The organism is Stenotrophomonas sp. YJH_SMC_32 (genome assembly GCF_059369975.1).
In genome coordinates this window covers 342,601-369,493 of the sequence record NZ_JCAFTE010000003.1, presented here as the reverse complement: position 1 = coordinate 369,493, position 26,893 = coordinate 342,601, and the positions used below count along the sequence as shown (strand labels likewise).

General features: G+C 66.4%; 22 protein-coding genes. 12 read left to right on the top strand and 10 right to left on the bottom strand.

Annotation, left to right across the window (positions count from 1 at the left end):
• Positions 1-44: 44 nt before the first annotated feature.
• A complete protein-coding gene (locus AC5P7S_RS07740) occupies positions 45-2,171 on the bottom strand; it encodes a TonB-dependent receptor (protein WP_095377056.1) in 2,127 nt (708 codons plus the stop codon).
• A gap of 221 nt (positions 2,172-2,392) precedes the next feature.
• Here AC5P7S_RS07740 and AC5P7S_RS07735 point away from each other — a divergent pair, with 221 nt between their 5' ends.
• Positions 2,393-3,784, top strand: a complete 1,392-nt coding sequence (locus AC5P7S_RS07735; protein ID WP_005415423.1) for a class II 3-deoxy-7-phosphoheptulonate synthase — start codon at positions 2,393-2,395, stop codon at positions 3,782-3,784.
• 675 nt (positions 3,785-4,459) lie between these two features.
• The gene (locus AC5P7S_RS07730) at positions 4,460-5,647 is read left to right on the top strand and encodes a mechanosensitive ion channel family protein (RefSeq protein ID WP_315973848.1); all 1,188 of its coding nucleotides are present in this window, start codon (positions 4,460-4,462) and stop codon (positions 5,645-5,647) included.
• Positions 5,648-5,674: 27 nt separating this feature from the next.
• On the opposite strand, the gene AC5P7S_RS07725 is transcribed toward AC5P7S_RS07730, so the two are convergent.
• From AC5P7S_RS07725 to typA, 3 genes are read right to left on the bottom strand one after another with little or no spacing between them, the layout of a single operon-like run.
• Complete coding sequence (locus tag AC5P7S_RS07725) at positions 5,675-7,297, bottom strand: amidase (protein ID WP_095377054.1); 1,623 nt, start codon at positions 7,295-7,297, stop codon at positions 5,675-5,677.
• 41 nt (positions 7,298-7,338) lie between these two features.
• A complete protein-coding gene (locus tag AC5P7S_RS07720) occupies positions 7,339-7,806 on the bottom strand; it encodes a DUF2127 domain-containing protein (RefSeq protein ID WP_005415426.1) in 468 nt (155 codons plus the stop codon).
• Between the two features lie 11 nt (positions 7,807-7,817).
• The gene (gene typA / locus AC5P7S_RS07715; RefSeq protein ID WP_005415427.1) at positions 7,818-9,665 is read right to left on the bottom strand and encodes a translational GTPase TypA; all 1,848 of its coding nucleotides are present in this window, start codon (positions 9,663-9,665) and stop codon (positions 7,818-7,820) included.
• 272 nt (positions 9,666-9,937) lie between these two features.
• On the opposite strand from typA, the gene AC5P7S_RS07710 reads away from it, so the two are divergent.
• The 6 genes from AC5P7S_RS07710 to AC5P7S_RS07685 all read left to right on the top strand — a co-directional run bounded on the left by AC5P7S_RS07710 (position 9,938) and on the right by AC5P7S_RS07685 (position 16,612).
• Complete coding sequence (locus tag AC5P7S_RS07710; RefSeq protein ID WP_005408225.1) at positions 9,938-10,429, top strand: peptidylprolyl isomerase; 492 nt, start codon at positions 9,938-9,940, stop codon at positions 10,427-10,429.
• A 117-nt stretch (positions 10,430-10,546) separates the two neighbouring features.
• Complete coding sequence (locus AC5P7S_RS07705; RefSeq protein WP_005415428.1) at positions 10,547-11,533, top strand: malate dehydrogenase; 987 nt, start codon at positions 10,547-10,549, stop codon at positions 11,531-11,533.
• 122 nt (positions 11,534-11,655) lie between these two features.
• Positions 11,656-12,270: an RluA family pseudouridine synthase gene (locus tag AC5P7S_RS07700; RefSeq protein WP_095377053.1), complete on the top strand. Its 615-nt coding sequence runs from the start codon at positions 11,656-11,658 to the stop codon at positions 12,268-12,270.
• Positions 12,271-12,911: 641 nt separating this feature from the next.
• Complete coding sequence (gene prpE / locus AC5P7S_RS07695) at positions 12,912-14,792, top strand: propionate--CoA ligase (protein ID WP_005415430.1); 1,881 nt, start codon at positions 12,912-12,914, stop codon at positions 14,790-14,792.
• A gap of 214 nt (positions 14,793-15,006) precedes the next feature.
• Positions 15,007-15,510, top strand: a complete 504-nt coding sequence (locus AC5P7S_RS07690; protein WP_005415431.1) for a hypothetical protein — start codon at positions 15,007-15,009, stop codon at positions 15,508-15,510.
• A 46-nt stretch (positions 15,511-15,556) separates the two neighbouring features.
• Positions 15,557-16,612 (top strand): suppressor of fused domain protein, encoded by a 1,056-nt coding sequence (locus AC5P7S_RS07685; protein WP_065178951.1) that lies wholly within the window; start codon positions 15,557-15,559, stop codon positions 16,610-16,612.
• A 93-nt stretch (positions 16,613-16,705) separates the two neighbouring features.
• Here the strand turns inward: AC5P7S_RS07685 and AC5P7S_RS07680 are convergent, their stop codons facing one another.
• The 5 genes from AC5P7S_RS07680 to AC5P7S_RS07660 all read right to left on the bottom strand — a co-directional run bounded on the left by AC5P7S_RS07680 (position 16,706) and on the right by AC5P7S_RS07660 (position 22,132).
• Positions 16,706-17,317 carry a glutathione S-transferase N-terminal domain-containing protein gene (locus AC5P7S_RS07680; protein WP_053501065.1) on the bottom strand — a complete coding sequence of 204 codons (612 nt, stop codon included), beginning with the start codon at positions 17,315-17,317 and terminating at the stop codon, positions 16,706-16,708.
• Positions 17,318-17,401: 84 nt separating this feature from the next.
• Complete coding sequence (locus AC5P7S_RS07675; RefSeq protein WP_004154513.1) at positions 17,402-17,860, bottom strand: cell wall hydrolase; 459 nt, start codon at positions 17,858-17,860, stop codon at positions 17,402-17,404.
• Positions 17,861-18,157: 297 nt separating this feature from the next.
• Positions 18,158-20,188: an NADPH-dependent 2,4-dienoyl-CoA reductase gene (locus AC5P7S_RS07670; protein WP_005415434.1), complete on the bottom strand. Its 2,031-nt coding sequence runs from the start codon at positions 20,186-20,188 to the stop codon at positions 18,158-18,160.
• Positions 20,189-20,322: 134 nt separating this feature from the next.
• Positions 20,323-20,955 carry a membrane protein YczE gene (gene yczE / locus AC5P7S_RS07665; protein ID WP_005415435.1) on the bottom strand — a complete coding sequence of 211 codons (633 nt, stop codon included), beginning with the start codon at positions 20,953-20,955 and terminating at the stop codon, positions 20,323-20,325.
• A 157-nt stretch (positions 20,956-21,112) separates the two neighbouring features.
• Positions 21,113-22,132 carry a zinc-binding alcohol dehydrogenase family protein gene (locus AC5P7S_RS07660; RefSeq protein WP_005415436.1) on the bottom strand — a complete coding sequence of 340 codons (1,020 nt, stop codon included), beginning with the start codon at positions 22,130-22,132 and terminating at the stop codon, positions 21,113-21,115.
• A gap of 357 nt (positions 22,133-22,489) precedes the next feature.
• Between AC5P7S_RS07660 and AC5P7S_RS07655 the strand changes: the two genes are divergently transcribed.
• The 4 genes from AC5P7S_RS07655 (at position 22,490) to AC5P7S_RS07640 (ending at position 25,553) form a co-directional block, all read left to right on the top strand.
• Positions 22,490-23,581 carry an OmpA family protein gene (locus AC5P7S_RS07655; RefSeq protein ID WP_005415437.1) on the top strand — a complete coding sequence of 364 codons (1,092 nt, stop codon included), beginning with the start codon at positions 22,490-22,492 and terminating at the stop codon, positions 23,579-23,581.
• Positions 23,582-23,799: 218 nt separating this feature from the next.
• The gene (locus tag AC5P7S_RS07650) at positions 23,800-24,306 is read left to right on the top strand and encodes a hypothetical protein (protein WP_095377052.1); all 507 of its coding nucleotides are present in this window, start codon (positions 23,800-23,802) and stop codon (positions 24,304-24,306) included.
• 20 nt (positions 24,307-24,326) lie between these two features.
• Positions 24,327-25,133, top strand: a complete 807-nt coding sequence (locus tag AC5P7S_RS07645; RefSeq protein WP_032953965.1) for a pseudouridine synthase — start codon at positions 24,327-24,329, stop codon at positions 25,131-25,133.
• An 84-nt stretch (positions 25,134-25,217) separates the two neighbouring features.
• Positions 25,218-25,553 (top strand): hypothetical protein, encoded by a 336-nt coding sequence (locus AC5P7S_RS07640; protein ID WP_053501208.1) that lies wholly within the window; start codon positions 25,218-25,220, stop codon positions 25,551-25,553.
• A gap of 83 nt (positions 25,554-25,636) precedes the next feature.
• Here AC5P7S_RS07640 and kbl read toward each other — a convergent pair whose 3' ends face one another.
• Positions 25,637-26,845 carry a glycine C-acetyltransferase gene (kbl, locus tag AC5P7S_RS07635; protein ID WP_095377051.1) on the bottom strand — a complete coding sequence of 403 codons (1,209 nt, stop codon included), beginning with the start codon at positions 26,843-26,845 and terminating at the stop codon, positions 25,637-25,639.
• Positions 26,846-26,893 lie beyond the last annotated feature (48 nt).

Genomic DNA, 26,893 nt, shown 5'->3' with positions numbered 1-26,893 from the left:
CCTCTCCTGCGGAAAGGGGTCCGACCCCAGGCACCCTGGCGTTCTCAGAAATCCTGCTGCAGGCTCAGGTAGGCGCCACGGCGCGGCCCCCACTGCGGCGCGAACACGCCAACACCGCCGCCATCGCGCAGCTGGTAGCTGCGATCCAATGCGTTGATCACGGCCAGCTGCACATGCAGCGGATGGCCACTGTCGGCATTGAAGTCATGCCCGGCGCTGAGGTTCACCTGCAGGTAGGATGGCAGCTCGCCGCCGTTGGGCACGCCCTCGATGTCCGAACGCAGGCCGCTACCGAACACGTAGTTGGCGCCGACCCGGTTGTGGCCGGCGAAGGCGTAGCTGAAGCCGCCCGATGAGGTCAGCTTCTGGTCGTGGTCGAGGTGGATCCAGTGGTTGGCCACATAGGCCAGCGCTTCTGGATCGAGGTTGTACTGGCTGGTGATGACCTGGGTGCCGATGGCCTTGTTGTACGCCGCGTTGACGTAAGCGCTGAACGGACCGTTGCTGTAGTCGGCACTGAACTCCAGGCCACGGATATGGCCGCGGCGGTAGTTGAACGTCGAATAGATGTAGGCGGCACCAAACTGGCCTTCGTCCTGCAGGCGCGCAACACGGCGGTCGTACGCGTCCAAGCCCAGGGTCAGGTGTTCGCCCAGCTGATGCGATACGCCGATGTCGTAGTAGTCACTGCGCTCGGCCAGTGGCGTGTTGTTGCCGCCGCTCGGCTGCTGGTTGGTGGTGCCGTCGTACAGCGCGATATCGCTGCTGGCGATCAGCTCACTGGCCGGCGGCGTGAAGTAACGCGAATAGCCGGCATGCACGGTGGTGCTGTCGCTGGCATTCCAGGCCACGCCCACGCGGGGGCTGAGCTGGCCCTCGGTGTGGCCAAAGGCCTTGTAGCGATCGCCGCGCAGGCCGTAGTTGACGGTCCAGTCGTCGCCGATCTTCCATTCATCCTGCACGTACAACGCCAGCGTGCTGGCATGGAAGGCACTGCGGTCAGGTATCAGCAGCGGCGTGGTGCTGGACTGCTGGCCGGCGTCATCGACCGGGAACACCCAGCTGCTGTTGCTGGCCCGCGCGTTCTCGTAGTTGCCGTACAGGCCATAGCGCAGCGTGTGGTCGTTGCCCAGCGGGGTGGAGAAATCGGCCTGCAGCGTGTTGGCGCGGTTGCTGCGCTGCACCTGCGAGGCGACGCCACTGAATACCAGGTCGCCGATGACATCCGGGTTGAACGCCACATCGCTGTAGCGCTGCCCGGCGGACAGCTGGTAGGCGGTGCTGCCCAGCGCGCCCTGCAGCACCAGCATGCCGAAGCGGGTGGTTTCGCGCTGGGTTTCATCCAGCTGGCTGGAGTCGAAGGTGGTGGTGTCCAGGTAACCGAACTGCGGGGTCTGCCCGGGGTTGACCGGGATCTGGAAGCGGTTGTTGGCGAAGCCGGCGAACACGCTCAGGCGGGTGTTCTCGTTGACCAGGTAGGTGAGGTCAGCGAACGCTTTGCCCTGGTGGGTGTCGTCGTGCAGCGGCTTGCGCGAGCGGGTCGGGTTTTCCAGGCCAACCTCGTTCTGGTCGTAGTTGCCAGTCAGGAACCAGCTCCATCGCCCCTGGTTGCCCCACCACGAGGCATTCGGATTGATCTTGCCGAACGAGCCTGCGGTCAGACCGGCGCTGCCGCCATTGCCGAGCTCGGCACCATTGCGGGTGGTGATGTCGACCACTGCAGCGGTGCGCTCGCCGAACTGCGCCGGCAGCGCGCCATCCATCAGGCGGATGCTCTTGATGGTGCGTGCATCCAGTGTCTGGCCGAAGCCGGAGATCGATTCGGGCAGCAGCACGCCATTGATGCGGTACTGCAGGTTGGCGTGGTCGCCGCGCACGTGCACGCCGCCATAGGAATCCTGGACCACGCCCGGGGCCTGCAGCAGTACCTGGCTGAGCGGCGCGGAGGCACCCAGCGGCTGCTTCTGGATGTCCTCGGCGGTGATCTGGTACTGGCTGCTGCCGATGTCCGGCGACAGCGCGTTGCGGGCCTGGTCGAGCTGGGCGTGGACGGTGACTGCGTCCAGATCCTTGACGGAGGAAGAGGTGTCGTCGGTCGTTGCGGCGAAGGCGGGCAGGCTGGCCAAGGCCAGGGCGAAGGCAATGCCGGTAGCGAGGGGTGAGGGCTTCATGGTGAGAGAGGGGGCGGCTGGGCGTGGAAGGGGCCGGTCCATGACGTGGAAGTGTTACTCCGTAACAAATCATGCGCCTGTCCCGTGCGGCTGACCATGCTGGATCTGGCTGCTGGCGCTGGCCTTTCCCTGCCGTTCAGGTGGCCGGGGCGGTGGGTGTGGGCCTTTGCGTCAGCGGCTGGCTCTGCGACCATGACCGCCCCCCACCCCGGAAGTCTGCAATGAGCCTGTCCGCCGTTCCGCCCGCCTCCGATTCCGACGCGACCACCGCTGGCGCTGCCTGGTCGCCGGAGAGCTGGCGTGGCAAGACCGCGCTGCAGATGCCGACCTACCCGGACCCGGTGGCGTTGGACGCCGCTCTGCACGAGCTGAAGCGGCTGCCGCCGCTGGTCACCTCGTGGGAGATCCTGGCGTTGAAGCAGCAGCTGGCCGAGGCCCAGGAAGGCAAGCGCTTCCTGCTGCAGGGCGGCGACTGTGCCGAGAATTTCAGCGACTGCGAATCGGGCACCATTTCCAACCGATTGAAGGTGTTGCTGCAGATGAGCCTGGTGCTGGTGCACGGCCTGCGCCAGCCGGTGATCCGCGTGGGCCGCTTCGCCGGCCAGTACGCCAAGCCGCGCTCGGCCGACACCGAGACCCGCGATGGTGTGACCCTGCCCAGCTACCGCGGCGATGTGATCAACGCGCCGGCCTTCACCGAGGCAGCACGCCTGCCGGACCCGAAGCGGATGCTGCAGGCCCACGCGCATTCGGCGATGACGATGAACTTCGTGCGTGCGCTGATCGACGGCGGTTTCGCCGACCTGCACCACCCCGAATACTGGAACCTGGAGTGGGTAAGCCACTCGCCGCTGGCGGCCGAGTACCAGAAGATGGTGGCCTCGATCGGCGATGCGGTGCACTTCATGGAGACCCTGGCCGGGGCCCGCGTGCACAACCTCAACCGCATCGACTTCTACACGTCGCACGAAGCGCTGCTGCTGCCCTACGAGCAGGCGTTGACCCGCCAGGTGCCGCGCCAGCAGGGCTGGTTGAACCTGAGTACGCATTACCCGTGGATCGGCATGCGCACGGCCGCGCTCGATGGCGCGCACGTGGAGTACCTGCGTGGCGTGCGCAATCCGATTGCGATCAAGGTGGGCCCGTCGGTGACGCCGGACCAGCTGCTGCGCCTGATCGATGTGCTCAACCCACATGACGAGCCGGGCCGCCTGAGCTTCATCCACCGGATGGGCGCAACGCAGATCGCAGAGAAACTGCCGCCGCTGCTGGACGCGGTCAAGCGTGATGGTCGCCGCGTGCTGTGGGTGTGCGATGCGATGCATGGCAATACCGAAAGCACCGCCAACGGTTTCAAGACACGCCGCTTCGACAACGTGCGTGGCGAGGTGGAGATGTCGTTCGATCTGCATGCGGCCGCCGGTACGCGCCTGGGCGGTGTGCATCTGGAACTGACCGGCGAGGACGTGACCGAGTGCATCGGCGGCGCGCGCGAACTGACCGAGCGCGACCTGGAGCGTGCGTATCGTTCGACGGTGGACCCGCGGTTGAACTACGAGCAGTCGCTGGAGATCGCGATGGCGATCGTGCGCAAGCAGGAGCTGGTGCGGTAAGGATTTTTCGGCAGGGCTTGCAGCCCTGCACCTGCTACGAGCCAGAGCAACGTCAACGTCAACGTCAAAAGCGGGCTATCCGTGGGTTGGCGGGACGGTGTCGGAGTGCGGGGACGCCGCAAGTACGTCCTTGTAGGCTTGGCAGCCGCATCCATGCGGCTGACACCCCGCACCCCGACACCGCCCCACCTTCGACAGGTTCACTCGGCTGCTGGTAGGTGTCGACCTTGGTCGACACGGTAGATCCACGCGATGCGTGGATGCTTTTGGAATCCAATTCGAAATATTCGATTCCGATGGAGATTCATCCACGCATGGCGTGGATCTACTGCAGATCGCGGAGATCTGTCGTAGGCGGGGTGGGTCCGGTTGCGGGGGCGTGAGCCGCATGGATGCGGCGACCGAGCTTACATGGGTGAGGGCGCTTTGCTTGCGAAGCACTGCTTCGCAAGCGCCCGAACGCACAGCCGCCAGCGGCTGGGCCGGGCCCCGGAGGGGTACTTGCAGCGCCCCCCGCAACCGGACCCACCCCGCCATCCCACAGCAAACCCGCTTCTGCTTCGGCTGTTGCTGTTGAGGTTGCCGGCCAGCGGCCGGCACTACCGCAGGTGCAGGGCTGCAAGCCCTGCCGACCAACACCCTCCTTACAAACGACTGACGTGACGCTCATGTGCCATGCGCGAGGCTGTCCACTTGGCGGTTCGACTGGAGGTGACAAGGGTGCACTGGCAGAGCGCACAGGCCTACGCATGGCCGTTGGGATTGGCCGTGGTGGTGGGCGGTATCGGCGCGTGGCTGATCCTGTGGATCTATCATCGGCTGAAAGGGCGTGATCGGCGGCGCGCGCGCATCGGGCGTGTGCTCGGGCTGCCAATGGCCACCGCATGGCCGCTGCTGCTGTTGATTCCTGCGTTGCAGGCCACGCCGCTGCAGGATCCCCTTCTGGGCAACCTGCAACGGGTGCTGCATATCGCACTGACCGCCTGCTTCATCTGGTTGCTGGTACGCGCAGTGGCAGCGGGTGAGCGGGCCATCCTGCGCAGCCATCCCATCGATGTCTCCGATAATCTGGAAGCGCGCCGCATCCAGACCCAGACGCGGGTGCTCAGCCGCGTGCTGATGGGCGGCATCATCGTGCTGGGCACTTCGCTGGTGCTGCTGACCTTCCCCATGGTGCAGAAGATCGGCACCGCGCTGCTGGCCTCGGCGGGCCTCATCGGCCTGGTGGCCGGTATCGCCGCAAAGCCAGTGTTCGGCAACCTGATCGCTGGCCTGCAGATTGCAGTGACCCAGCCGATCCGGCTGGACGATGTGGTGATCGTCGAGGGCGAGTGGGGACGCATCGAGGAGATCGGCAGCAGCTACGTGGTGGTACGCATCTGGGACGAGCGGAGGATGGTGGTGCCGTTGACCTGGTTCATCGAGAACCCCTTCCAGAACTGGACGCGGCGTAGCGCTGACCTGCTCGGCACAGCCTTCCTGTGGCTGGATTATCGTGCCCCGATTGCGGCGATCCGTGCTGAACTGGAGCGCATCTGCCGGGGCGAAGCGTTGTGGGATGGCCGGGTCTGCGTGACCCAGGTGACCGAAACCAGCGAGCGCGCGATCCAGGTGCGCCTGCTGGTGAGTGCGCGCAGCTCCGGCGACGCGTTCGACCTGCGTTGCCTGGTACGCGAGCGCATGCTCGATTTCCTCGCACGTGAGCATCCGCAGTCGCTGCCGCAGCTGCGCGCGCGGCTGCAGCATGCTGACGAGCTGGACATGCCGCGTGGTCCACGCGCACGTACTGCAGATGTGCGTTCGCCGGGGGCTGAAGACGGTGAGGCGGCAATCGTGCCGATGGAGCCGGAACCCGAACGGTAGCGCCGGCCAGCGGCCGGCACTACCGGATCAGGGCTCGCCGGCGTCGATCAGCGTGTCGGTGCCGAAATGCGGTGGCCGCCGCGCGCGGGTGCGCTGTTCGTAGGCGTACGCCATTTCGATCAGCTTCGGTTCGCTCCAGGCGGTGCCCATGAACAGCAGGCCGACCGGCAGGCCATCGATCTGGCCCATCGGCACGCTGAGGCTGGGATAGCCGGCGACGGCGGCGGCACTGTAGCTCTCGCCGGGGAAGTCGTCGCCTTCGCTGCGGATCGGCCACGCAACGCCGGTGGTCGGCGCGACCAGGGCGTCGAGCTGGTGGGCGGCGAGGGCCGCATCGATGCCTTCCGGGCCCGCCAACCGGCGCGCATCGCTGCGTGCGCGGATGTAGGCGGGGTCAGCCAGGCCGGCGGTGGCGTCGGCCTCTACCAGCAGTTCCTGGCCGAACAGGCCCAGTTCCTGCTTGCTGTGCGCCCGGTTGAAGGCGATCAATTCGGCCAGGCTGTGCAGGGGAGCGCGGTGGGCGCTGAAGTAACGCTCCAGCCCGGCCTTGAACTCGTACAGCAGTACCTTGCGTTCGGCGTCGGCCCAGGCGCCCTGGTTGGGCAGTTCCACCGGCACCACGACGGCACCGGCCCGGCGCAGCTCGGTGGCGGCGTGTTCGATCAGTGGCGGCATGCCGCGGTATTTCAGCAGCGGCGTCTGCAGCAGGCCGATGCGCTTGCCACGCAGTCCCTGCGGATCCAGCCGCGCGGTGTAGTCGTACACCGCACGGCCGGGCATGGTTGCGGTGGCCGGGTCGGCATCATCGCGGCCGGCAATTGCGGTCAGTACGGCCGCAGCGTCGGCGACGCTGCGTGTCATCGGCCCCGCAGTGTCCTGGCTGAAGGAAATCGGGATGATCCCATCGCGGCTGACCAGGCCGACGGTCGGCTTGAGGCCGACGATGCCATTGATCGCCGCAGGGCAGACGATGCTGCCGTCGGTTTCGGTGCCGATCGCCACGCTGGCCAGGTTGGCGGCGACCGCTACCGCGCTGCCGCTGCTGGAGCCGCAAGGCGAGTGGCTGAGGCGATAGGGATTGCGGGTCTGGCCGCCGCGCGCGCTCCAGCCGGACACCGAATCGTTGCCGCGGAAATTGGCCCATTCGCTGAGATTGGTCTTGCCCAGCACCACGGCCCCGGCCTCGCGCAGGCGCCGCACCAGATACGCATCGTCAGGGCGGAGCCCCTGCAGGGCCAGAGAGCCGGCACTGGTGGCCATCGGCGCCGCGTTGATGTTGTCCTTCAGCAGTACCGGGATGCCGTGCAGCGGGCCACGCAGGCGTCCATCGCGGCGCTCGCGGTCGCGCGCCGCGGCTTCCTTCAGGGCATCGGGGTTGAGCTCGATCACCGCGCGCAGGCGGGGGCCGGCCCGATCCAGGGCGGCGATCCGCTGCAGGTAGGCCTGGGTCAGGGTGGTGCTGTCCAGTTCACCGGCGGTCATCCGCGCCTGCAGGTCGGCAACATCGGTTTCAGCGTACGGGAACGGCACGTTGCGGCTCGCAGGTTCGGCCGCATGCGCGCTGGGCGTGGCCGGGCTGCAGCCAGCCGAAAGCAGCGCAGGCAGCGCGGCGAGCAGGCAGGTCAGCAGAGGCGGCAAGGACGGGCGCATGGGGCGGCTTGGTCGGCTCCAATCCCCAGTGTAGCCGGTGCTCAGCGGTGGCGCTTGCGCAGGTCGCGGGCGAGAACGTAGACCACGATCAGGTTGATCGCCAGGATCGTCCACGACGGCCAGCCGGGGTGGCGGATGATCGCGAAGATGTCGAAGGGCAGGTACAGCGAGGCAGTCAGGCAGCCCAGCCAGGAGGCCCAGGCCTTGGCCCGCCACAGGCCCCAGGCTTCGACCAGGTGCAGCAGGCCGTAGCCGATCATCCCCGCCGCGGCCAGGTGGACCGCGTCGGGGCTGATCATATGCAGCAGCGAGGGCAGGGTGCCATGGTCCGGATCCAGGCTGAAACGCCGGATCAGGACCATGATGCCGTGCCGAAGCGGCTGCGGTCCGAGCACTTCCAGCCCGGTGGCGGCCAACAGCGCCAGCATCGCCTTGCTCGCTTCGAGCAGGGCGATGACGTGCAGGCCCGGATGCCGGTGTGGATCCGGGTTGTAGCCGCTCTGGTTCACGGGGTGCAGGCTCAGCCGCCGCGCGAAGCCTTCTTGCGATCGCTTTCGGTCAGGAACTTCTTGCGCAGGCGGATCTCCTTCGGGGTGATCTCGACCAGCTCATCGTCTTCGATGAAGTCCAGGGCCTGTTCCAGCGAGTACTTGATCGCCGGGGTCAGCTGGATCGCATCGTCCTTGCCCGAAGCGCGCATGTTGGTCAGCGGCTTGGTCTTGATCGCGTTGACGGTCAGGTCGTTGTCCTTGGAGTGGATGCCGACCAGCTGACCTTCATACACGTTGTCGCCTTCGGCAGCGAAGAGCTTGCCGCGTTCCTGCAGCGGACCCAGCGAGTAGGCCGGGGTGACGCCCGGCGCATTGGCGATCATCACGCCGTTGATGCGCTTGGCGATGGCGCCCTGTTCCTTCGGGCCGTAGTGGTCGAACACGTGGAACAGCAGGCCCGAACCCTGGGTCAGGGTCTTGAACTCGTTCTGGAAGCCGATCAGGCCACGGGCCGGGATCTGGTACTCCAGGCGCACGCGGCCCTTGCCGTCCGATTCCATGTTCTTCAACTGGCCCTTGCGGGTGCCCAGCTTTTCCATCACGCCGCCCTGGTGGATTTCTTCGATGTCCACCACCAGCTGCTCGATCGGCTCCATCAGCTGGCCGTCGATTTCCTTGATGATCACTTCCGGGCGCGACACAGCCAGCTCGTAGCCTTCGCGGCGCATGTTCTCGATCAGCACCGACAGGTGCAGTTCGCCACGGCCGGAGACCAGGAACTTGTCGGCGTCTTCCAGCTGCTCGACCTTCAGGGCCACGTTGTGGACCTTTTCACGGTCCAGGCGGTCCTTGATCTGGCGGCTGGTCAGGAACTTGCCACCGGACAGGTCCTTGTTGCCGGCGAACGGCGAATTGTTCACCTGGAAGGTCATCGAGATGGTCGGCTCGTCGACGGTCAGCGCAGGCAGGGCTTCCGGGAAGTCCGGTGCGCAGATGGTATCGGAGATGGTCAGCTCCTGGATGCCGGAGATGGCCACGATGTCGCCGGCCTCGGCCGAATCCTGCTCGATGCGCTCCAGGCCCATGAAGCCCAGCACCTGCAGCACCTTGCCGTTGCGCTTCTTGCCTTCACGGTCAATGACCGCGACCTGCATGTTCTTCTTCAGGGTGCCGCGCTGGATGCGGCCGATGCCGATCACGCCCACGAAGTTGTTGTAGTCCAGCTGGCTGATGCGCATCTGGAACGGGCCTTCCGGGTCCACTTCCGGCTTCGGCGCGTGCTGCATGATCGCTTCGTACAGCGGGGTCATGTCGCCGTCGCGCACGGTGTCTTCCAGGCCCGCGTAGCCGTTCAGGCCCGAGGCGTAGACGATCGGGAAATCCAGCTGCTCGTTGGTGGCACCGAGCTTGTCGAACAGGTCGAAGACCTGGTCGATCACCCACTCCGGACGGGCGCCCGGACGGTCGACCTTGTTGACCACGACGATCGGCTTGAAGCCCATCGCGAAGGCCTTCTGGGTCACGAAGCGGGTCTGCGGCATCGGGCCGTCCATCGCATCAACCAGGATCAGCACGGTGTCGACCATCGACAGCACGCGCTCGACCTCACCGCCGAAGTCGGCGTGGCCGGGGGTGTCGACGATGTTGATCCGGTTCTTGATGCCGGTCTTCTTGTCTTCCCAGGTGATGGCGGTGTTCTTGGCCAGGATGGTGATGCCGCGTTCCTTTTCCTGGTCGTTGCTGTCCATCACGCGCTCGGCGAGGACGGTGCGCTCGGACAGGGTGCCGGACTGCTTCAGCAGCTGGTCGACCAGGGTGGTCTTGCCATGGTCGACGTGGGCGACGATGGCGATGTTGCGAAGATTTTCGATGGACATACGAAAGGGGGCCAGTCGGCGCCGGATTTGGAAAAAGAAGTCCAACATTATACGTCGAACTTGACGATTCGCGAAAAGGTGGATTTCACGCCGGCCCAGCGGCCCATTCAGCTGGCTGTCCGCCGCTTCGGCCGAGGTCGCCAGGACGGGGCCCCCGGCTCACCTTCCGCTGGCTGAAGGCGGGGGCTCCACCGATGGTCGAAGGCACCGCCGCCACGAGGCAGGTGTAAACTAGGTGGCTAGACGCATTCCCCTTTGCACCAAGGATCTTCATGTCCCTCATCGCCACTTTCGACACCACCCAGGGCCCGATCAAGGTCGAGCTGTTCGCCGACAAGGCGCCGCTGACCGTGGCCAACTTCGTGAACCTGGTCAAGCACGGCTTCTATGACGGCCTGATCTTCCACCGCGTGATCGCCGACTTCATGATCCAGGGCGGCTGCCCGCAGGGTCGTGGCACCGGCGGCCCGGGCTACAAGTTCGAAGACGAGAAGAATGGCGTGAAGCACGAGGTCGGCTCGCTGTCGATGGCCAACGCCGGCCCGAACACCAACGGCAGCCAGTTCTTCATCACCCACATCAAGACCGATTGGCTGGACGGCCGCCACACCGTCTTCGGCAAGGTCCTGGAAGGCCAGGCCATCGTCGATTCGGTCAAGCAGGGCGACGTGATCCATTCGATCACCCTGGAAGGCGACGTCGACGCCGTGCTGGCCGCCCAGGCCGACCGCGTCGCGGAGTGGAACAAGCACCTCGCCGCCTGACCCCCTTCGAAACGGCCACCCACGGGTGGCCGTTTCCCTGTTCCCCGCCGCCTGCCCGGCCTGCGTGGCCATGCCCGCGGCGTCCCATCAAACGCTTGCAAGCAAGAGGAAACCCCCATGAAAGCACCCGTTCGTGTTGCCGTGACCGGCGCCGCCGGCCAGATCGGTTATGCCCTGCTGTTCCGCATCGCCTCCGGCGAAATGCTGGGCAAGGACCAGCCGGTCATCCTGCAGCTGCTGGAACTGCCGGTCGACAAGGCCCAGGCCGCCCTGAAGGGCGTGATGATGGAGCTGGAAGACTGCGCGTTCCCGCTGCTGGCCGGCATGGTTGGCACCGATGACGCCGAAGTCGCGTTCAAGGACGCCGACATCGCTCTGCTGGTCGGCGCACGTCCGCGTGGCCCGGGCATGGAGCGCAAGGACCTGCTGCTGGAAAACGCCAAGATCTTCACCGCCCAGGGCGCGGCGCTGAACAAGGTCGCCAGCCGCGACGTGAAGGTGCTGGTGGTCGGCAACCCGGCCAACACCAACGCCTACATCGCAATGAAGTCGGCCCCGGACCTGAAGCCGGAAAACTTCACCGCCATGCTGCGCCTGGACCACAACCGCGCGCTGAGCCAGCTGTCGGCCAAGCTCGGCAAGCCGGTCGGTGGCATGGAGAAGCTGGTCGTGTGGGGCAACCACAGCCCGACCATGTACCCGGACTACCGTTTCGCCACCGCCGACGGCGCCTCGATCGCCGATGCGATCAACGACCAGGAGTGGAACGCCAACACGTTCATCCCGACCGTCGGCAAGCGCGGCGCGGCGATCATCGAAGCCCGTGGCTCGTCCTCGGCCGCTTCGGCCGCCAATGCCGCCATCGACCACGTGCGTGACTGGGTGCTGGGCAGCAACGGCAAGTGGGTCACGATGGGCGTGCCGTCCGACGGTTCCTACGGCATTCCGGAAGGCGTGATCTTCGGTTTCGCGGTGACCACCGAGAACGGCAAGTACACCCTGGTCAAGGATCTGCCGATCGACGACTTCAGCCAGAAGTACATCGACAAGACCCTGGCCGAGCTGGAAGAAGAGCGCGCCGGCGTCGCCCACCTGCTGGGCTGATGCAGGCGGTACCGGCTCCGGTCGGTACGTCTTGCATCAAGGTAGGTACCGACCGCTGGTCGGTACGCAGAAAACGGGGAGGCTTCGGCTTCCCCGTTTTCATTTGGCATTCCTGGAACCGCATGATCCACCTGCACTACATCGACGACGCGCTGCTGGTGGCTGAAAAGCCCCCCGGCCTGCTGTCCGTGCCCGGTCGCAGCGCCGAGAACCAGGACTGCGTCGTCGCGCGCCTGCAGGCGCTGTACCCGGATGCGTTGACCGTGCACCGCCTGGACCAGGTGACTTCCGGGCTGCTGCTGCATGCGCGTGGCAAGGACATGCAGGCGGCGTTGTCGATGCAGTTCGAGCAGCGCCGGGTTGGCAAGCGCTATGAAGCGGTCGTCGAGGGGCTGCTTGAAGGCGATGCCGGCGACGTGGATCTGCCGCTGATCGTGGACTGGCCGAACCGGCCGAAGCAGATGATCGACCATGAGCGCGGCAAGCCGGCGCTGACGCGTTGGCGCGTGCTGGCGCGTGATGTTGAAGCGCAGCGTACGCGCGTGGCGTTGGAACCGATCACCGGCCGCAGCCATCAGCTGCGGTTGCACATGGCCAGTATTGGCCATCCGATTGTTGGCGACGTGCTGTATGACGCGGCACCGGCGCAGCGCGTGCACCTGCATGCGCGCAGCCTGCGGTTCACGCATCCGCTGACGGGCGAGGCGCTCGCGTTCGAGTCCGCGGCTCCGTTCTAGGGGTTCGGCAGGGCTTGCAGCCCTGCACCCGCAGAATCAACGTCAATGTCAAAAGCGGGCTATACGTGGGTTGGCGGGACGGTGTCGGAGTGCGGGGCCGCCGCAAGTACGTCCGTGTAGGCTTGGCAGCCGCATCCATGCGGCTGACACCCCGCACTCCGACACCGCCCCACCTTCGACAGGTTCACTCGGCTGTTGGTAACGGTGGCCGTTGTTCCGCGCAGCTGTTGGTAGGTGTCGACCTTGGTCGACACGCTTTTTCTGTCAGATATCGAATGAATCATTCACGCATGGCGTGGATCTATCGTGTCGACCAAGGTCGACACCTACCAGAACAATATGCCGTTCCGACAGATCGCGGAATCTGTCGAAGGCGGGGTGGGTCCGGTGGCGGGAGTGTCCGCGGCATGGATGCCGCGGCCAAGCCCCCATGGACGGGTTTACGGCGTCTCCCGCCACCGGACCCACCCCGCCATCCCCAAGTAAGCCAGCTTCTGCTGTTGCTTCGGCTTCGGCTTCGGCTTCTGCAGGTGCAGGGCGCAGCCCTGCATGAAAAACCCACCCCCTACCAAGGTAGGGCGGCCCGCGCGCCAGCGCCGGACTATCCTCGAACCCATGACTTTGTCTGGGAGGGCTGCGTCATGAACTACGAGGAAACCTACCGTCGCTCGATCGACGAGCCGGAGGCTTTCTGGGGCGAGGAAGCCAAGCGCATCCATTGGCACAAACCGCCGCAGCAGGTGCTCGACTACAGCAACCCGCCGTTCCGGCGCTGGTTCGTCGGCGGCGAAACCAATCTCTGCTACAACGCCGTCGACCGCCACCTGGCAACGCGCGCCGACCAGCTCGCGCTGGTTGCGATTTCCACCGAAACCAACAGCACCCGCGAGATCACCTATCGCCAGCTGTATCGCGAAGTGAACGACTTCGCCGCCGTGCTCAAGCATCTCGGCGTCGGCCACGGTGACCGCGTGGTGATCTACATGCCGAACATGGCCGAAGCCGTGTTCGCGATGCTGGCCTGCGCGCGCATCGGTGCGGTGCACTCGGTGGTGTTCGGTGGCTTCGCCGCGCACAACCTGGCGCTGCGCATCGACGATGCGAAGCCGAAGTTGCTGATCGCAGCGGACGCCGGCATGCGCGGTGGCAAGCTGATTCCGTACAAGCCGATGGTCGACGCGGCCTGCGCCGAAGCGGCGTCGCCGCCACCGCACGTGCTGATCGTGTCGCGCGGGCTGGATGCCGCCGAACCCCGCGTGCCGGGTCGCGACGTGGACTACGCCGCGCTGCGTGCACAGGTTGGTGAGGTCGATGTGCCGGTACAGTGGCTGGAAGCGAGCGAGCCGAGCTACCTGCTATACACCTCCGGTACTACCGGCAAGCCGAAGGGCGTGCAGCGCGATGTCGGTGGTTACGCGGTGGCGATGGCGCAGTCGATGGAGACCGTGTTCGACTGCAAGCCGGGCCAGGTGATGTTCTCCACTTCCGACGTCGGCTGGGCGGTAGGCCACTCGTACAACGTGTACGGCCCGCTGATCGGTGGCTGCACCTCGTTGCTGTACGAGGGGCTGCCGACGAATCCGGACCCGGGTATCTGGTGGGCGCTGTGCGAACAGTACAACGTGCGCACCATGTTCTCCTCACCCACCGCCATCCGCGTGCTGAAGAAGCATGACGCGGACTTCATCCATCGCCACGACCTGCGCGCCCTGAAGTATCTGTTCCTGGCCGGAGAGCCGCTGGACGAGCCCACCGCGCACTGGATCAGCGAAGCGCTGGGCAAGCCGATCATCGACAACTACTGGCAGACCGAAACCGGCTGGCCGGCACTGACCCTGCTGCCGGGCCTGGAGATGAAGCCGGTGCGCTTCGGTTCACCGGGCTTCCCCAATCTCGGCTACCGGATGAAGGTGATCGACGAGAACACCGGCGAGGAAGTGGCACCGGGGCAGAAGGGCGTGCTGGTGGTGTCGCCGCCCTTGCCGCCGGGTTGCATGAGCACGGTGTGGAACGACGACAGCCGTTTCCTGCAGAGCTACTTCAGCCACTTCAAGGAACTGCTGTACAGCTCGCTGGACTGGGCGATCCGCGATGACGATGGCTATACCTTCATCCTCGGCCGTACCGACGATGTGATCAACGTGGCCGGGCATCGGCTGGGGACGCGCGAAATCGAGGAGGCCATCTCCAGCCATCCGCGCGTGGCCGAGGCTGCCGTGATCGGGGTCAAGGACGAGCTGAAGGGGCAGGTGCCGCTGGTGTTCGTCACCCTCAAGCAGGGGCTTGAAGGCGAGGATCCGGCGCCGGTGGTGGCCGAGATGATGGCGACGGTGACGACTTCGCTTGGTGCGGTCGCGCGCCCGGCGCATGTGCACGTGGTCAACGCGCTGCCCAAGACCCGTTCGGGCAAGCTGCTGCGGCGCTCGTTGCAGGCGTTGGCCGAGCAGCGTGACCCGGGCGACCTGTCGACGCTGGACGACCCCAGCGCGCTGGAGGAGATCCGCCGCGCGCTGGGCCGTTGATCCGGTGGTGCCGGCCGCTGGCCGGCCCCCCATCAATCCCGAGGTTGCCGGCCAGCGGCCGGCACTATCCGCTGCACTTGCGCTAAGCTCGCCCTGTCATCGACCTGCAACACGCGGTGCGCGCCGGGGAATGCGCGCGCCGCCCAGGGGTGGCACACAGGGGGGCGTGCCCGTGAGGGTGCGCCGGCATGGCGCATCAAGGGAGGGGGATGCAATGGCATTGCTGCACGCCAAGACGGCTGCTGGCCGTCAGGAAATCGAAGACCGTGGCCGGCGCCTGCCGGCGGCACTGCGTTCAATCCTGCTGATGGTCGATGGCCATCGCGATGACACCGAACTGCGCGGCTTGTTCGATGGCCTGCGCGCACCTCCGGATGCACTGGAGCAGCTGGCCGCACAGGGACTGATCGAGGTGATCGGCGGGAGCGTAGAGGCCGCTCCGGCGCGTGGCATCAGCACCGGCCGCGAACAGGACCCGGCGCTGTACCAGCAGTTGTACGACGCGATGAGCGAGGCGGTGCGGCGCCATCTGGGGCTGAAGGGCTACTTCATGCAGTTGAAGATCGAACGCTGCACCGATGCGCTGGCGTTGGAACGCCTTTGCCCGGAACTGCTGGCGGCGGTGGGCAAGGCGCGCAGCCCGGCGCTGGCCCAGCGCTGGTGGCAGGAAACCCAGTCCGCCGTAGTAAACGCTGGCAAAGAGGTCGTGCAGGCCTGAGCCACCGCGTAAAGTGATCGGTTCACTTCCCCACAAGGAGTCCCGCGTGCAGGACGACCACGATGACACCGACACCCCCGGCTGGGACGCGATCAATGCGGCGCTTTCGCCGCTGTATGCCGGGCAGGAGCCGCGACACTACGGCACCGCGCTTCCCTACACGCTCGGCGGCCAGGATCCGCTGGATGGCATCAGCGTGTACTGGGCGGATGCGCCGGTTCCGCATTGGCACTACATCACCTACGGTTTCTCCGAGCTGTATGCCAAGGAGAGCAGTGATGCTGCCGCCAGCGGCTATGGTTTCGAGCTGACGTTCCGTCTCGCTGCCGAAGCCGCTGAGAACGCCGACAGCACGCCGCCGGTGTGGCCGATGAACCTGCTGCAGAACCTGGCGCGCTATGTGTTCGGCAGCGGCAACGTGTTCGAGGATGGCCACCATCTGAATGCCAACGGCCCGATCGCACTGGAGACCGACACGCGGTTGTGCCACCTGGCCTTCATTGCCGACCCGCAGTTGCCGGCACGCGACACCGCCAATGGCCACCTGCAGTTCCTGCAGCTGGTCGGATTGACCGATGAGGAAATGGAGGCGGTCAAGCGCTGGTCTACGCGCGGCGTGCTGCAGGCGCTGCAGCCGGCAATGCCGCTGTGGGTCAGCGACCTGCACCGCGGCAACCTGCTGGAGGACCCTGCGCTGGCGGCAGAGGTGCGGGCCGGCAGCGAGCGCGAAGGCTCCAGCACCGGCATGTTGTTCATCGAGACACTGGACTGGCGCCAGGAGGCAGGCATGATCACGCTGGTGCTTGGCGCCGGCCAGGTGGCGAGCGTGTGCGAACTGCTGCCGCTGCGCCTGCGCCACGGCAGATCGCTGGAACTGGTCAGCCGCGAGCGGCAGTGGGAGTTCATCGCCGACGGGGGCGGTGAAGTGGCGGACGTATCCGCCGACAGCGCGCGCTGGTCACTGGACGAGGCGGGCCTGCAGGCCCTGGCAGGGGTGCACGCCGAGCGCGGGGTCTACCCGCTGGCAGGAAGGTTGCGTATCGAGGTGGTGCCGACCTACCTGCGCGATGCCAAGGGGGAAGTGATCCGCCAGATCGGCTGATCGCGCCAATGAAATCGAGGGGGGCGGAGCCGCCTGGTAGCCGATGGGGTCAGATCCGTTCGCCACGCGAACGGCTCTGACCCCTGACCAAGGTCAGGCCAGGCCTTCGGCCTTCAGCGCGGCCTGCACGCCGGCATCGGCGTCCATGCGTGCCTTGTAGGCGGCCAGGTTGTCCAGGCCGGACAGATCAACCTTGGTACCGGCGGCCCAGCGCAGGGTGATGTAGAAGTACGGGTCGGCGAAGCTGCGGAAGCCGGCCAGCCAGGGCTTGTCGGCCAGCTGCTTGTCAGCGGTCTCGAACAGGCCACGCAGGCGCTTGTGCGCGGCGGCGCGGATCGCGTCGTACTGGCTCTCGTCGGCGATGAACTTGCCCGGCGCGAACAGCGGCGAGAAGGCCGGGTGCACGTCGGAATTGACGAAGGCCAGCCAGCGGGTGGCTTCGGCGCGCTGGCGCGGGCTGCCATCACCGGCGAGGCCGGCCTGCGGGAAGCTGTCGGCGATGTAGCCCATGATCGCGGCGTTCTGCAGCAGCACGAAGTCGCCGTCGACCAGTGCGGGAACGGCACCGGCCGGATTGATCTTCAGGAATTCCGGACCCTTCAGGGTGTCCTTGTTCAGCAGTTCAACCTCGAACGGCTGGCCGGTCCACTGCAGGGCGATGTGGTCGGCGGTGGAACAGGCACCGGGCTTGCTGTACAGCTTCATGGGAACTCCAGGTGATGCGGGCGGGAAACGCCCACTATCCCAGAGCCCGGCGGCGGCCGGCAACGCTGCCGCCAGCACGGATCGTTACGATTGCCGCGGCTTGAGGTTCTGCACCTTGTAGAAGGTGTGATCGCCGATGGTCGCCACCTGGTAGGCGTTGCGCCAGTTCGGGCTGGCGATGGACAGCGCGGCGAAGTGGCTGGCACCGGGCACGATCTCGCGGCGTTCGCCGGCCGGCAGCGCCCAGTTGCGCTCGGCGTCGAAGGCCACGTTCATCGCTTCGCTCCACGCCGCGTCATTGCCCAGCTGGGTGCCGGGGGAGACGATGGTCGGTGCGAACTGCTTGCGCGCGGTGACCACCTGGCACATCGAGTCGCCCCACAGGCCACTGTCGAGACGGCGCAGGGCGACCTCGGCAACAGCCTGCTGGCCGCGCAGGGTCTGGTCGCGGGCTTCCAGGTAGACGGTGGTGCTCAAACACAGTGAATCAGCGGCCGGCTGAGGCAACAACTGCGACAGCCAGAGAATCCAGGCCAGTTTCATATAACTCCTTGCTCCGTATGGGCCGCACCCTCCGGTTCCGGCCGCGGGGCGACAGGAGGTGGGGGACGACTTGGCGTCATGGGGAGGCGGCCATCGGGGCCGCCCCGTGGGCAGCCCCAAAAGAAACGATCAGTACCGATCGTGGGGACTGCGCCGGCTCACCGGAAACTGGCTGGTGAGCGGAAAGATGGCGCAAGGTAGGGGGGCATAGCCGAACGCATCGTGAACCGCTCGGCTTGACATTCAGGTTCAACCGGGGTGACGGAAATCACATTCCGTCCCCCATTCAGGCGCTCATCAGAGCGCGGCGGCGACCCGGCTGCCCTGGTCGATGGCGCGTTTCGCATCGAGTTCGGCGGCCACGTCGGCACCGCCGATCAGCTGCGCGTTGATGCCGGCCGCCTGCAGTTCGGCCTGCAGCGTGCGGTTCGGTTCCTGCCCGGCGCAGATCACCACATGGTCGACCGGCAGCAGCTGTTCGCTGCCGTCCACGCGGATGCGCAGGCCCTCGTCGTCCACCCCTAGGTACTCGACGCCACCGAGCATGCGCACGCCCTTGGCCTTCAGCGTGGCGCGATGGATCCAGCCGGTGGTCTTGCCCAGCCGCGCGCCCGGCTTGCCCGGGCTGCGCTGCAGCAGCCACAAGCGTCGCGGTGACGGCTCGACCTCGGGCCGACCCAGCGAGCCGCGTGCCTCGAAGCTGGGGTCCACGCCCCATTCGGCCATCCAGCGCTGCGGATCCAGCGAGGGGGATTCACCGGCGTGGCTGAGGAATTCGCCGACATCGAAGCCGATGCCGCCGGCGCCGATGATCGCCGCATTGGCGCCCACTTCGACCCGTCCCAGCAGCACGTCCAGGTAGCTCACCACCTTGGCGTGATCGGCACCGGGGAAATCGACCTTGCGCGGGGTGATGCCGGTGGCCAGCACCACCTCGTCGAAGCCAGCCAGTTGGGAAGCGTCGACGCGGGTGCCCAGGCGCAGCTGTACGCCGGTCTCCTGCAGCGCGTGGCGGAAGTAGCGCAGGGTCTCGTGGAACTCTTCCTTGCCGGGGATGCGCTTGGCCACGTTGAACTGGCCGCCGATCTCATCATTGGCATCGAACAGGGTGACCTGGTGGCCACGCTGGGCAGCGACAGTGGCGCAGGCCAGGCCGGCGGGGCCGGCGCCGACCACCGCAACCGTCTTCGGCGTAGCAGTGGGACGATAGACCAGCTCGGTCTCGTGGGCGGCGCGCGGATTGACCAGGCAGCTGGCCAGCTTGTTCTCGAACACGTGGTCCAGGCAGGCCTGGTTGCAGGCGATGCAGGTGTTGATCGCCTCCGCGCGGCCGGCACGGGCCTTGTTCGGCCACTGCGGGTCGGCCAGCAGCGGGCGTGCCAGCGACACCATGTCGGCGCCGCCACCGGCCAGGATGCGTTCGGCAACGTCGGGCATGTTGATGCGGTTGGTCGCCACCAGCGGTACCTTCACATGCGGCTTGAGCTTGGCGGTGACGCCGGCAAAGGCCGCGCGCGGCACCGAGGTGGCGATGGTCGGAATGCGCGCTTCGTGCCAGCCGATGCCGGAATTGATGATCGTTGCGCCAGCCGCCTCGATCGCCTGCGCCTGTTGAACGATCTCGTCCCAGTCGCTGCCGTCGTCGACCAGATCCACCAGTGACAGGCGGTAGATGATGATGAAGTCCGGGCCACAGGCCTCGCGGATGCGGCGCACGATCTCGACCGCGAAGCGCATGCGCTGGCGCGCGTCGCCGCCCCAGGCATCGGCGCGCTTGTTGGTGCGCGGGGCGATGAACTCGTTGATGAGGTAGCCCTCCGAGCCCATCACTTCCACGCCGTCGTAGCCGGCCTCGCGGGCCAGCTTCGCGCTGCGAGCGTAGTCGGCGATATGGCGCTCTACGCCGCTGGCCGACAATGCGCGCGGGGTGAACGGGTTGATCGGTGCCTTCAGCTTCGACGGTGCCACCGACAACGGGTGGTAGGCATAGCGGCCGGCATGCAGCAACTGCAGGCAGATCTTCGCGCCGTGCTGGTGCGCGGCGGCGGTGAGCTGGCGGTGCGGCCGCACTTCCCAGGGCCAGGACAGCTTGCCACCGAATGGCTTCAGCCAACCGACCACATTGGGCGCGAAGCCGCCGGTGACGATCAGGCCGACGCCGCCCTCGGCGCGCTCGGCGAAGTAGGCCGCCAGCCGTGGGAAGTCGCGGGCGCGATCTTCCAGGCCGGTGTGCATCGAACCCATCAGGACGCGGTTGCGCAGCTGGGTGAAGCCCAGATCCAGCGGGGCGAACAGGTGGGGATAGGCGCTTTCGTTGGCTGGCGACATGGTCGATACGCTTGCGTACGGAAGCGCGAAGCGTGCCGCGAAACGGCGGCCGGGGCAAGGGCCGCTTCTTTGGGAGGGCTGGCCGCTGTCTGACGGTTTGGTAGTGCCGGCCGCTGGCCGGCATTCCGGTCAACTCAGGGCGATTGCGGTTGCCGGCCAGCGGCCGGCACTACCGGAGCAGGCCTACCGATCCCGAACCAGCCCAGCGTCACTCCGCACAGCGGCCCGATCAGCAGGGCGAAGGCGAGGGTGCCGAGGCCGACATTGCCGCCCAGGCACCAGCCCAGCAGCAGTACGCTGCCTTCGATCAGGCTGCGCACCTTCCAGATCGGCCAGCCGGTACGGGCATGCAGACCGGTCATCAGGCCATCGCGTGGCCCCGGGCCAAGGCGGGCACCGATGTACAGGCCGGTGGCCAGCGCCACCAGCAGCATGCCGGCACAGAACATCGCCACCTGCCAGCCAAGGCCGACGGCCGGCGGCAGCAGCCACAGCCCGAACTGTGCGGAGGGGCCGATCAGCATCACGTTGAGCACGGTGCCGAGGCCCGGCTTCTGCCGCAGGGGCCACCACAGCAGGAGCACCAATGCACCGATGGCATTGGTTGCCAGGCCGAATGACAGCGGCGTCTGCGCGGCGATGCCCTGCGACAGAACATCCCAGGGTGCCACGCCGATGGCGGCGCGGATCATCAGCGAGGCGCCGAAGCCGTACAGGAACAGGCCGGTGATCAATTGCAGCAGGCGCAAGGGCAGGGCGGTGGGCATGGCGGTCCGGGGGGGCGGGGATCTGTTTCCACCGTATCGCCGTTTCTGCGTCATCCATAGATACAGATGCCGGCCAATCCGCCGCTACAGGTAGCGTCGATCCCGCGTAGAGGCTGTGGTGTAGAGCCGAGCCCCTGATCGGCTCCGCACTGCGGCGTCAGTCGTCCCAGCCGACCAGCGCCAGCTTGCCCACCGTGCGCCCGCTGGCCAGGCGCTGATGCGCGATGTCCAGGTTGGCCGCGTTGATCGTGCCCAGCGTCTCATTGAGCGTACCGCGCAGCTGGCCGGCATCGATCATGCTGGCCGCACGGCTGAGGATGCGGTGCTGTTCGATGCAGTCGGCGGTGGCGAAGCGCGAACGCGCGAACATGAATTCCCAGTGGATGCCGATGCATTTGGCCTTGTAGGGATCGCCGATGCGCAGTGCACCCCGCGGCTCGACGATCAGGCCGACGTGGCCCTGCGGTGCCAGCAGCTGGCCCAGTTCATCCCAGTAGTGGTCGGTGTCGGCCAGATTGAGCGCGACCTGCACCGCATCGATGCCCAGCGCCTGCAACTGGGGCTGCAGTGGCTGCCGATGGTCGATCATATGCGCGGCCCCCATCTGTCGGCACCAGTCGATCGAGGCCTCGCGCGAGGCGGTGGCGATCACCTCGAAACCGGCATGGCGTGCCAGCTGGATCGCCATCGAGCCGACGCCGCCGGCGCCGCCGATCACCAGCAGGTGCTGGCCCACGTGGCGGCGGCCATCGAGCTGCAGCGGCATGCGCTGGAACAGCAGTTCCCAGGCTGTGAGAGTGGTCAGCGGCAGCGCGGCCGCTTCAGCGAAATCGAGCGTGGTCGGCTTGCGGGCGACCAGGCGCTCATCAACCCACTGGTACTGGGCGTTGCAGCCCGGTCGGGTCACGTCACCGGCGAAGTAGACCTCGTCACCGGAGGCGAACAGGCTGGCCTCGTCACCGATGGCTTCGACCACGCCGGCTGCGTCCCAGCCGAGCACCCGGGGAACCTCAAGGGTGGCTGGATCGGTGGCGGCCCGCTGCTTGCCATCGACGGGGTTGACCGAAACCGCTTCGATCCGCACCAGCAGATCGCGGCCGCGAGGAGGCAGCGGCGGTGGCAGGAGGACATCACGCAGGGCGGGCGCGTATTCACGACTCAGGGCGACGGCTTTCATCACGGCTCCGGCTGGGTTCGTGATCCCATCATAAGGTTCCTCACGTTTCCTCAGACGCGCTGAACCGTGTGATGCAGCACGTTGCGCAATATGTCGCTTCTCGCACCTAAACCCCGTCAAACCCTTGCAGCGTGTGGGTCTTGCGGATTTTCATCATCCTGTATAGGGTTTCAACGTCGGACCGGTGGACGGTCGGGCGCAACACTTCACATGTTACGGGACTGTTAACATGGCCTTCACCCGCCTGAGCATAATGTTCGCGGCGGTGGCGTGCTGAATCGGCTGTCGAACATCGACGCACTAGTGCTGGCCCATGCCTCTACCGGTTTCATACCCCCGAAATAGGAGCTGTATTCAATGAACAAGAAGATCCTTACTGCCGCGCTGCTGGGCGGCCTGGCTTTCGCCCAGGCAGCTTCTGCGCAGGAGTTCGATGACCGCTGGTACCTGACCGGTTCGGCCGGCTTCAACTTCCAGGACAGCGACCGTCTGACCAATGACGCTCCGTTCGTGACCCTGGGCCTGGGTAAGTTCATCAGCCCGAACTGGTCGCTGGACGGTGAGCTGAACTACCAGAACCCGAACTTCGACAGCAACCAGGACCTGAACTGGTCGCAGTACGGCATCTCGCTGGACCTGCGTCGCCACTTCATCAAGGAAGGCCGCGGCTGGAACCCGTACATCGTCGGTGGCCTGGGCTACCAGAAGTCGGAAGAAGAGTACGCTGCGCTCGACAACAACGGCCCGCGCCAGCGTAAGGACGGCAATGTTGCTGCCAAGCTGGGCGTCGGCCTGCAGACCACCTTCGACAAGCGCGTTGCTGTCCGCGCCGAAGTGGCCTACCGCGCTGACTTCGACGACCAGAGCATCGCCGCACGTGACGAAAGCTGGTTCGGCGACGTGCTGGCTTCGGTCGGCGTCGTGATCCCGCTGGGCCCGGCTCCGGTCGCGGCTGCTCCGGCTCCGGCTCCGGTTGCCCCGAGCTGCGCCGACCTGGACGACGACGGTGACGGCGTCAACAACTGCGACGACAAGTGCCCGAACTCGCAGCCGGGTCAGACCATCGGTCCGGACGGTTGCCCGGTTCCGGTCTCCATCGACCTGAAGGGCGTCAACTTCGACTTCGACAAGTCGAACCTGCGTCCGGACGCCGTGGCGATCCTGAGCGAAGCCACCGAGATCCTGAAGCGTTACCCGGATCTGCGCGTTGAAGTTGCCGGTCACACCGACTCGAAGGGTACCGACGCTTACAACCAGAAGCTGTCGGAGCGTCGTGCTACCGCCGTGTACAACTACCTGACCAAGAACGGCGTTGACGCCGGTCGCCTGGTCGGCCCGATCGGCTACGGCGAGAGCCGTCCGATTGCTCCGAACACCAACCCGGATGGTTCGGACAACCCGGAAGGTCGCGCCAAGAACCGTCGTACCGAGCTGAACGTCCAGAACTAAGTTCTGACGCTCTGCCCGTAGGACACAGCAGGACCCGGCTTCGGCCGGGTCTTGTTGTTTCTGCGGCCAGGACGCTCGCCTGTGACGCGGCAAGGCAACCGTTCGTCGGTCTTTTGTCCGTAAAACCAATAAGTTGTCGTATTCATTGAAAGTGGCGCTTGAAAGCTGACGCGGCATTGCTAAACTCGCCGCGTCACTTCCTTCCGTGGATGCCCCTCATGCTGCGCTCTGCATCGGCCGCCGTCCTGGCGCTGGCCCTGGTTCCCGCCGCCCACGCTGCGGTCGATTGCTCGGTCAACACCAGCGCCTCGCCGCTGCCGTTGCCGGCCACGACCATCGCGCCAGTGGCCGACGAGCTGTACATCCGTGGCAACCAGCTGGGCATGCCGGCCGGTGTGCTGAGCAGCAACTACGATCCGTCGCAGTCGCTGGACCAGGTGCTGCAGCGCCTGCGCATCGACGGCTGCCAGAACATCGCCAAGGCCATTCCGAGCGCACCGGCGGTGAAGCCGAACGATCCGGCGGCCTACAAGCCGCAGACCGAATTCGACAACACGCCCTGGCGCTTCGACATGAGCCAGAACGGCAAGCGCATGACCGCCGAAGAGTTCGACGCCTGGATGAAGGCGCGCGGCGTTCGCGTGGTCAAGGCGCGTCCGGCTCCGGCCTCCACTCCGGCCCCGGCCGAAGCACCGGCTGAGACCAAGCCGGTCGACAAGAAGTAAGCGCCGCGGGGAGCAGAGGCTTGCGCACGCGCCGCCCACCTGCCGCCCCCGCCTCCCGCTCCCGCGCACCGCGTGGGCGTGCGACTCCGGATGTCTCCAGTGGCGTGCGCCATGGCCTGGCGCGCGTGCTGTCCAAGGCGGGTGTGTGCTCGCGCAGCGAGGCCGCGCGCTGGATTGCCGAGGGCCGCGTACGCGTGTCCGGCCGCATCGTTCGTGATCCCGAGTTCCCGATTGCCAGTCCGCCCCCGCCGATCGAGGTCGACGGCCAGCCGATGGGGGCGCCGCAGCGCCTGTACCTGATGCTCAACAAGCCGCGCGGGGTGGTCACCACGGCGCAGGACGAGCGTGGTCGCGACACCGTGTATCGCTGCTTCGATGGTGCCGGCCTGCCGTGGATCGCGCCGGTCGGGCGCCTGGACAAGGCCAGCGAAGGCTTGCTGTTGTTCAGCAATGATCCGCAGTGGGCGGCGCACCTGACCGATCCGGAGACCGGCCCGCAGAAGACCTATCACGTGCAGGTGGATCGTCTGCCCGATGAGGACACCCTGGCCGCGCTGCGCGCCGGTGTCGAAGACGCGGGCGAGCTCCTCGCCGCCCGTGCCGTGCGCGTACTGCGCAGTGGCGACAAGACCGCATGGCTGGAGGTGGTCCTCGACGAGGGCCGCAACCGCCATATCCGCCGCCTGTTGGCGGCCTTCGACCTGCAGGTGCTGCGCCTGGTCCGGGTCGCGATCGGTGGGCTGGTGCTCGGCGATCTCGGCAAGGGCCAGTGGCGGGTTCTGCAGGTCAGCGACCAGCAGCGGCTGGGGGCCGCTGCACCGGGCTGATCATCGCCCGTGGCCGGCAGTTGCCGGCCGCCGTTCCAGGCGTAGGGGGCGCCTGGCTGTCGACATTCCCGAACGGAGCCTGCCATGTACCACCTGACCCTCAATCAAACCCTGCGCTGTGCAGGCCTGCTGCTGCCGATGGTGCTGCTGGCCGCCTGCGGCGGCCACAAGAAGGTGGCCAAGGCGGAAACGCCTGCCGAGACGCCGGTGGTGGAAGTGAAGACCCCGGAGCTGGATGGTCGCGGCAGTTACCGCTTCCTGATGAGCAACGGCGACAAGAAGATGACCGCCGATGAGTTCGATGCCTGGATGAAGGCCAACGGCATCCGCGTTGCCAAGGGCAATGGCCAGGACGCTGCCGCCAAGCCGGTAGTGGTGGCCAGCAAGGAAGAGCCGAAGGGCAAGAAGAAAAAGAAGTGACGCCAGTGGGTGCCGACCTCGGTCGGCACGCCATCAAGCTGCGGTAGGTGTCGACCTCGGTCGGCACGCTTTGACCGCTGGGATCAGCCCTTGACCACGCCCAGTTCGACACCGATGCGGGTGAACGCATCAATCGCCCGGTCCAGGTGCTCGCGGCTGTGCGCGGCGCTGATCTGGGTACGGATGCGGGCCTGGCCCTTGGGCACCACCGGGAAGAAGAAGCCGATCGCGTAGATGCCTTCTTCCAGCAGGCGCTCGGCGAACTTCTGCGCCAACGGTGCGTCATACAGCATCACCGGGCTGATCGGATGCACGCCCGGCTTCACGTCGAAACCGGCGGCGGTCATCTTCTCGCGGAAGTAGGCGGTGTTCTCGGCCAGGGTGCTGCGCAGGTCGTCAGCGGCAGCCAGCATTTCGAACGCCTTGATGCCGGCGGCCACCACGTGCGGCGGCAGCGAGTTGGAGAACAGGTACGGGCGCGAGCGCTGGCGCAGCAGTTCGATCACCTCGGCGCTGGCGCAGGTGAAGCCGCCCAGTGCGCCGCCCATGGCCTTGCCCAGAGTGCCGGTGATGATGTCGATCTTCTCCAGCACCCCCTTCACTTCGGCCGAGCCGCGGCCGGTGGCGCCAAGGAAGCCGGTGGCGTGGCATTCGTCGATGTGCACCAGGGCGTTGTACTTCTTTGCCAGCGCGGTGATCTCGTCCAGCGGCGCGATGAAGCCATCCATCGAGAAAACGCCGTCGGTGGTGATCAGCTTGGTCTTGCAGCCGGCGGCATCGGCGGCCTGCAGCTGGGCTTCCAGATCGGCCATGTCACAGTTGGCGTAGCGGAAGCGCTTGGCCTTGCACAGGCGCACGCCGTCGATGATCGAAGCATGGTTCAGTGCATCGGAAATGATCGCGTCGTTCTCGCCAAGCAGCGGCTCGAACAGGCCGCCGTTGGCGTCGAAGCAGGCCGCGTACAGGATGGTGTCCTGCTTGCCGAAGAAGTCGGCGATCTGCCTTTCCAGCTGCTTGTGCAGGTCCTGCGTGCCGCAGATGAAGCGCACCGAGGCCATGCCGAAGCCGTGGGTATCGAGTGCGTCCTTGGCGGCCTGGATCAGGTCCGGATGGTCGGCCAGTCCCAGGTAGTTGTTGGCACAGAAATTCAGCACCTTGCGGCCGTCGTCGAGGGTGATCTCGGCCGACTGCGGGCTGGTGATGATCCGCTCGGACTTGAACAGGCCCTGGGCGCGGATGGCGTCCAGTTCCTCGGCGTAGTGGCGGGTCAGGGCGGAGGAGGCGTCGGTCATGGCGTGGGCACGGCTCTGAACGGGAAACCGCTGATTCTAACGGGCATC

What these genes read in the sequence shown, in the direction of transcription:
- yczE (WP_005415435.1), bottom strand. Translation starts at nt 20,955, where the DNA reads ATGCCCACCGCCCTGCCCTTGCGCCTGCTGCAATTGATCACCGGCCTG.
- AC5P7S_RS07700 (WP_095377053.1), top strand. Translation starts at nt 11,656, where the DNA reads ATGATCCACCTGCACTACATCGACGACGCGCTGCTGGTGGCTGAAAAG.
- AC5P7S_RS07670 (WP_005415434.1), bottom strand. Translation starts at nt 20,188, where the DNA reads ATGTCGCCAGCCAACGAAAGCGCCTATCCCCACCTGTTCGCCCCGCTG.
- typA (WP_005415427.1), bottom strand. Translation starts at nt 9,665, where the DNA reads ATGTCCATCGAAAATCTTCGCAACATCGCCATCGTCGCCCACGTCGAC.
- AC5P7S_RS07640 (WP_053501208.1), top strand. Translation starts at nt 25,218, where the DNA reads ATGTACCACCTGACCCTCAATCAAACCCTGCGCTGTGCAGGCCTGCTG.
- AC5P7S_RS07655 (WP_005415437.1), top strand. Translation starts at nt 22,490, where the DNA reads ATGAACAAGAAGATCCTTACTGCCGCGCTGCTGGGCGGCCTGGCTTTC.
- AC5P7S_RS07735 (WP_005415423.1), top strand. Translation starts at nt 2,393, where the DNA reads ATGAGCCTGTCCGCCGTTCCGCCCGCCTCCGATTCCGACGCGACCACC.
- AC5P7S_RS07740 (WP_095377056.1), bottom strand. Translation starts at nt 2,171, where the DNA reads ATGAAGCCCTCACCCCTCGCTACCGGCATTGCCTTCGCCCTGGCCTTG.
- AC5P7S_RS07725 (WP_095377054.1), bottom strand. Translation starts at nt 7,297, where the DNA reads ATGCGCCCGTCCTTGCCGCCTCTGCTGACCTGCCTGCTCGCCGCGCTG.
- AC5P7S_RS07660 (WP_005415436.1), bottom strand. Translation starts at nt 22,132, where the DNA reads ATGAAAGCCGTCGCCCTGAGTCGTGAATACGCGCCCGCCCTGCGTGAT.
- AC5P7S_RS07730 (WP_315973848.1), top strand. Translation starts at nt 4,460, where the DNA reads ATGCGCGAGGCTGTCCACTTGGCGGTTCGACTGGAGGTGACAAGGGTG.
- AC5P7S_RS07675 (WP_004154513.1), bottom strand. Translation starts at nt 17,860, where the DNA reads ATGAAACTGGCCTGGATTCTCTGGCTGTCGCAGTTGTTGCCTCAGCCG.
- AC5P7S_RS07680 (WP_053501065.1), bottom strand. Translation starts at nt 17,317, where the DNA reads ATGAAGCTGTACAGCAAGCCCGGTGCCTGTTCCACCGCCGACCACATC.
- AC5P7S_RS07650 (WP_095377052.1), top strand. Translation starts at nt 23,800, where the DNA reads ATGCTGCGCTCTGCATCGGCCGCCGTCCTGGCGCTGGCCCTGGTTCCC.
- AC5P7S_RS07690 (WP_005415431.1), top strand. Translation starts at nt 15,007, where the DNA reads ATGGCATTGCTGCACGCCAAGACGGCTGCTGGCCGTCAGGAAATCGAA.
- kbl (WP_095377051.1), bottom strand. Translation starts at nt 26,845, where the DNA reads ATGACCGACGCCTCCTCCGCCCTGACCCGCCACTACGCCGAGGAACTG.
- AC5P7S_RS07710 (WP_005408225.1), top strand. Translation starts at nt 9,938, where the DNA reads ATGTCCCTCATCGCCACTTTCGACACCACCCAGGGCCCGATCAAGGTC.
- AC5P7S_RS07705 (WP_005415428.1), top strand. Translation starts at nt 10,547, where the DNA reads ATGAAAGCACCCGTTCGTGTTGCCGTGACCGGCGCCGCCGGCCAGATC.
- prpE (WP_005415430.1), top strand. Translation starts at nt 12,912, where the DNA reads ATGAACTACGAGGAAACCTACCGTCGCTCGATCGACGAGCCGGAGGCT.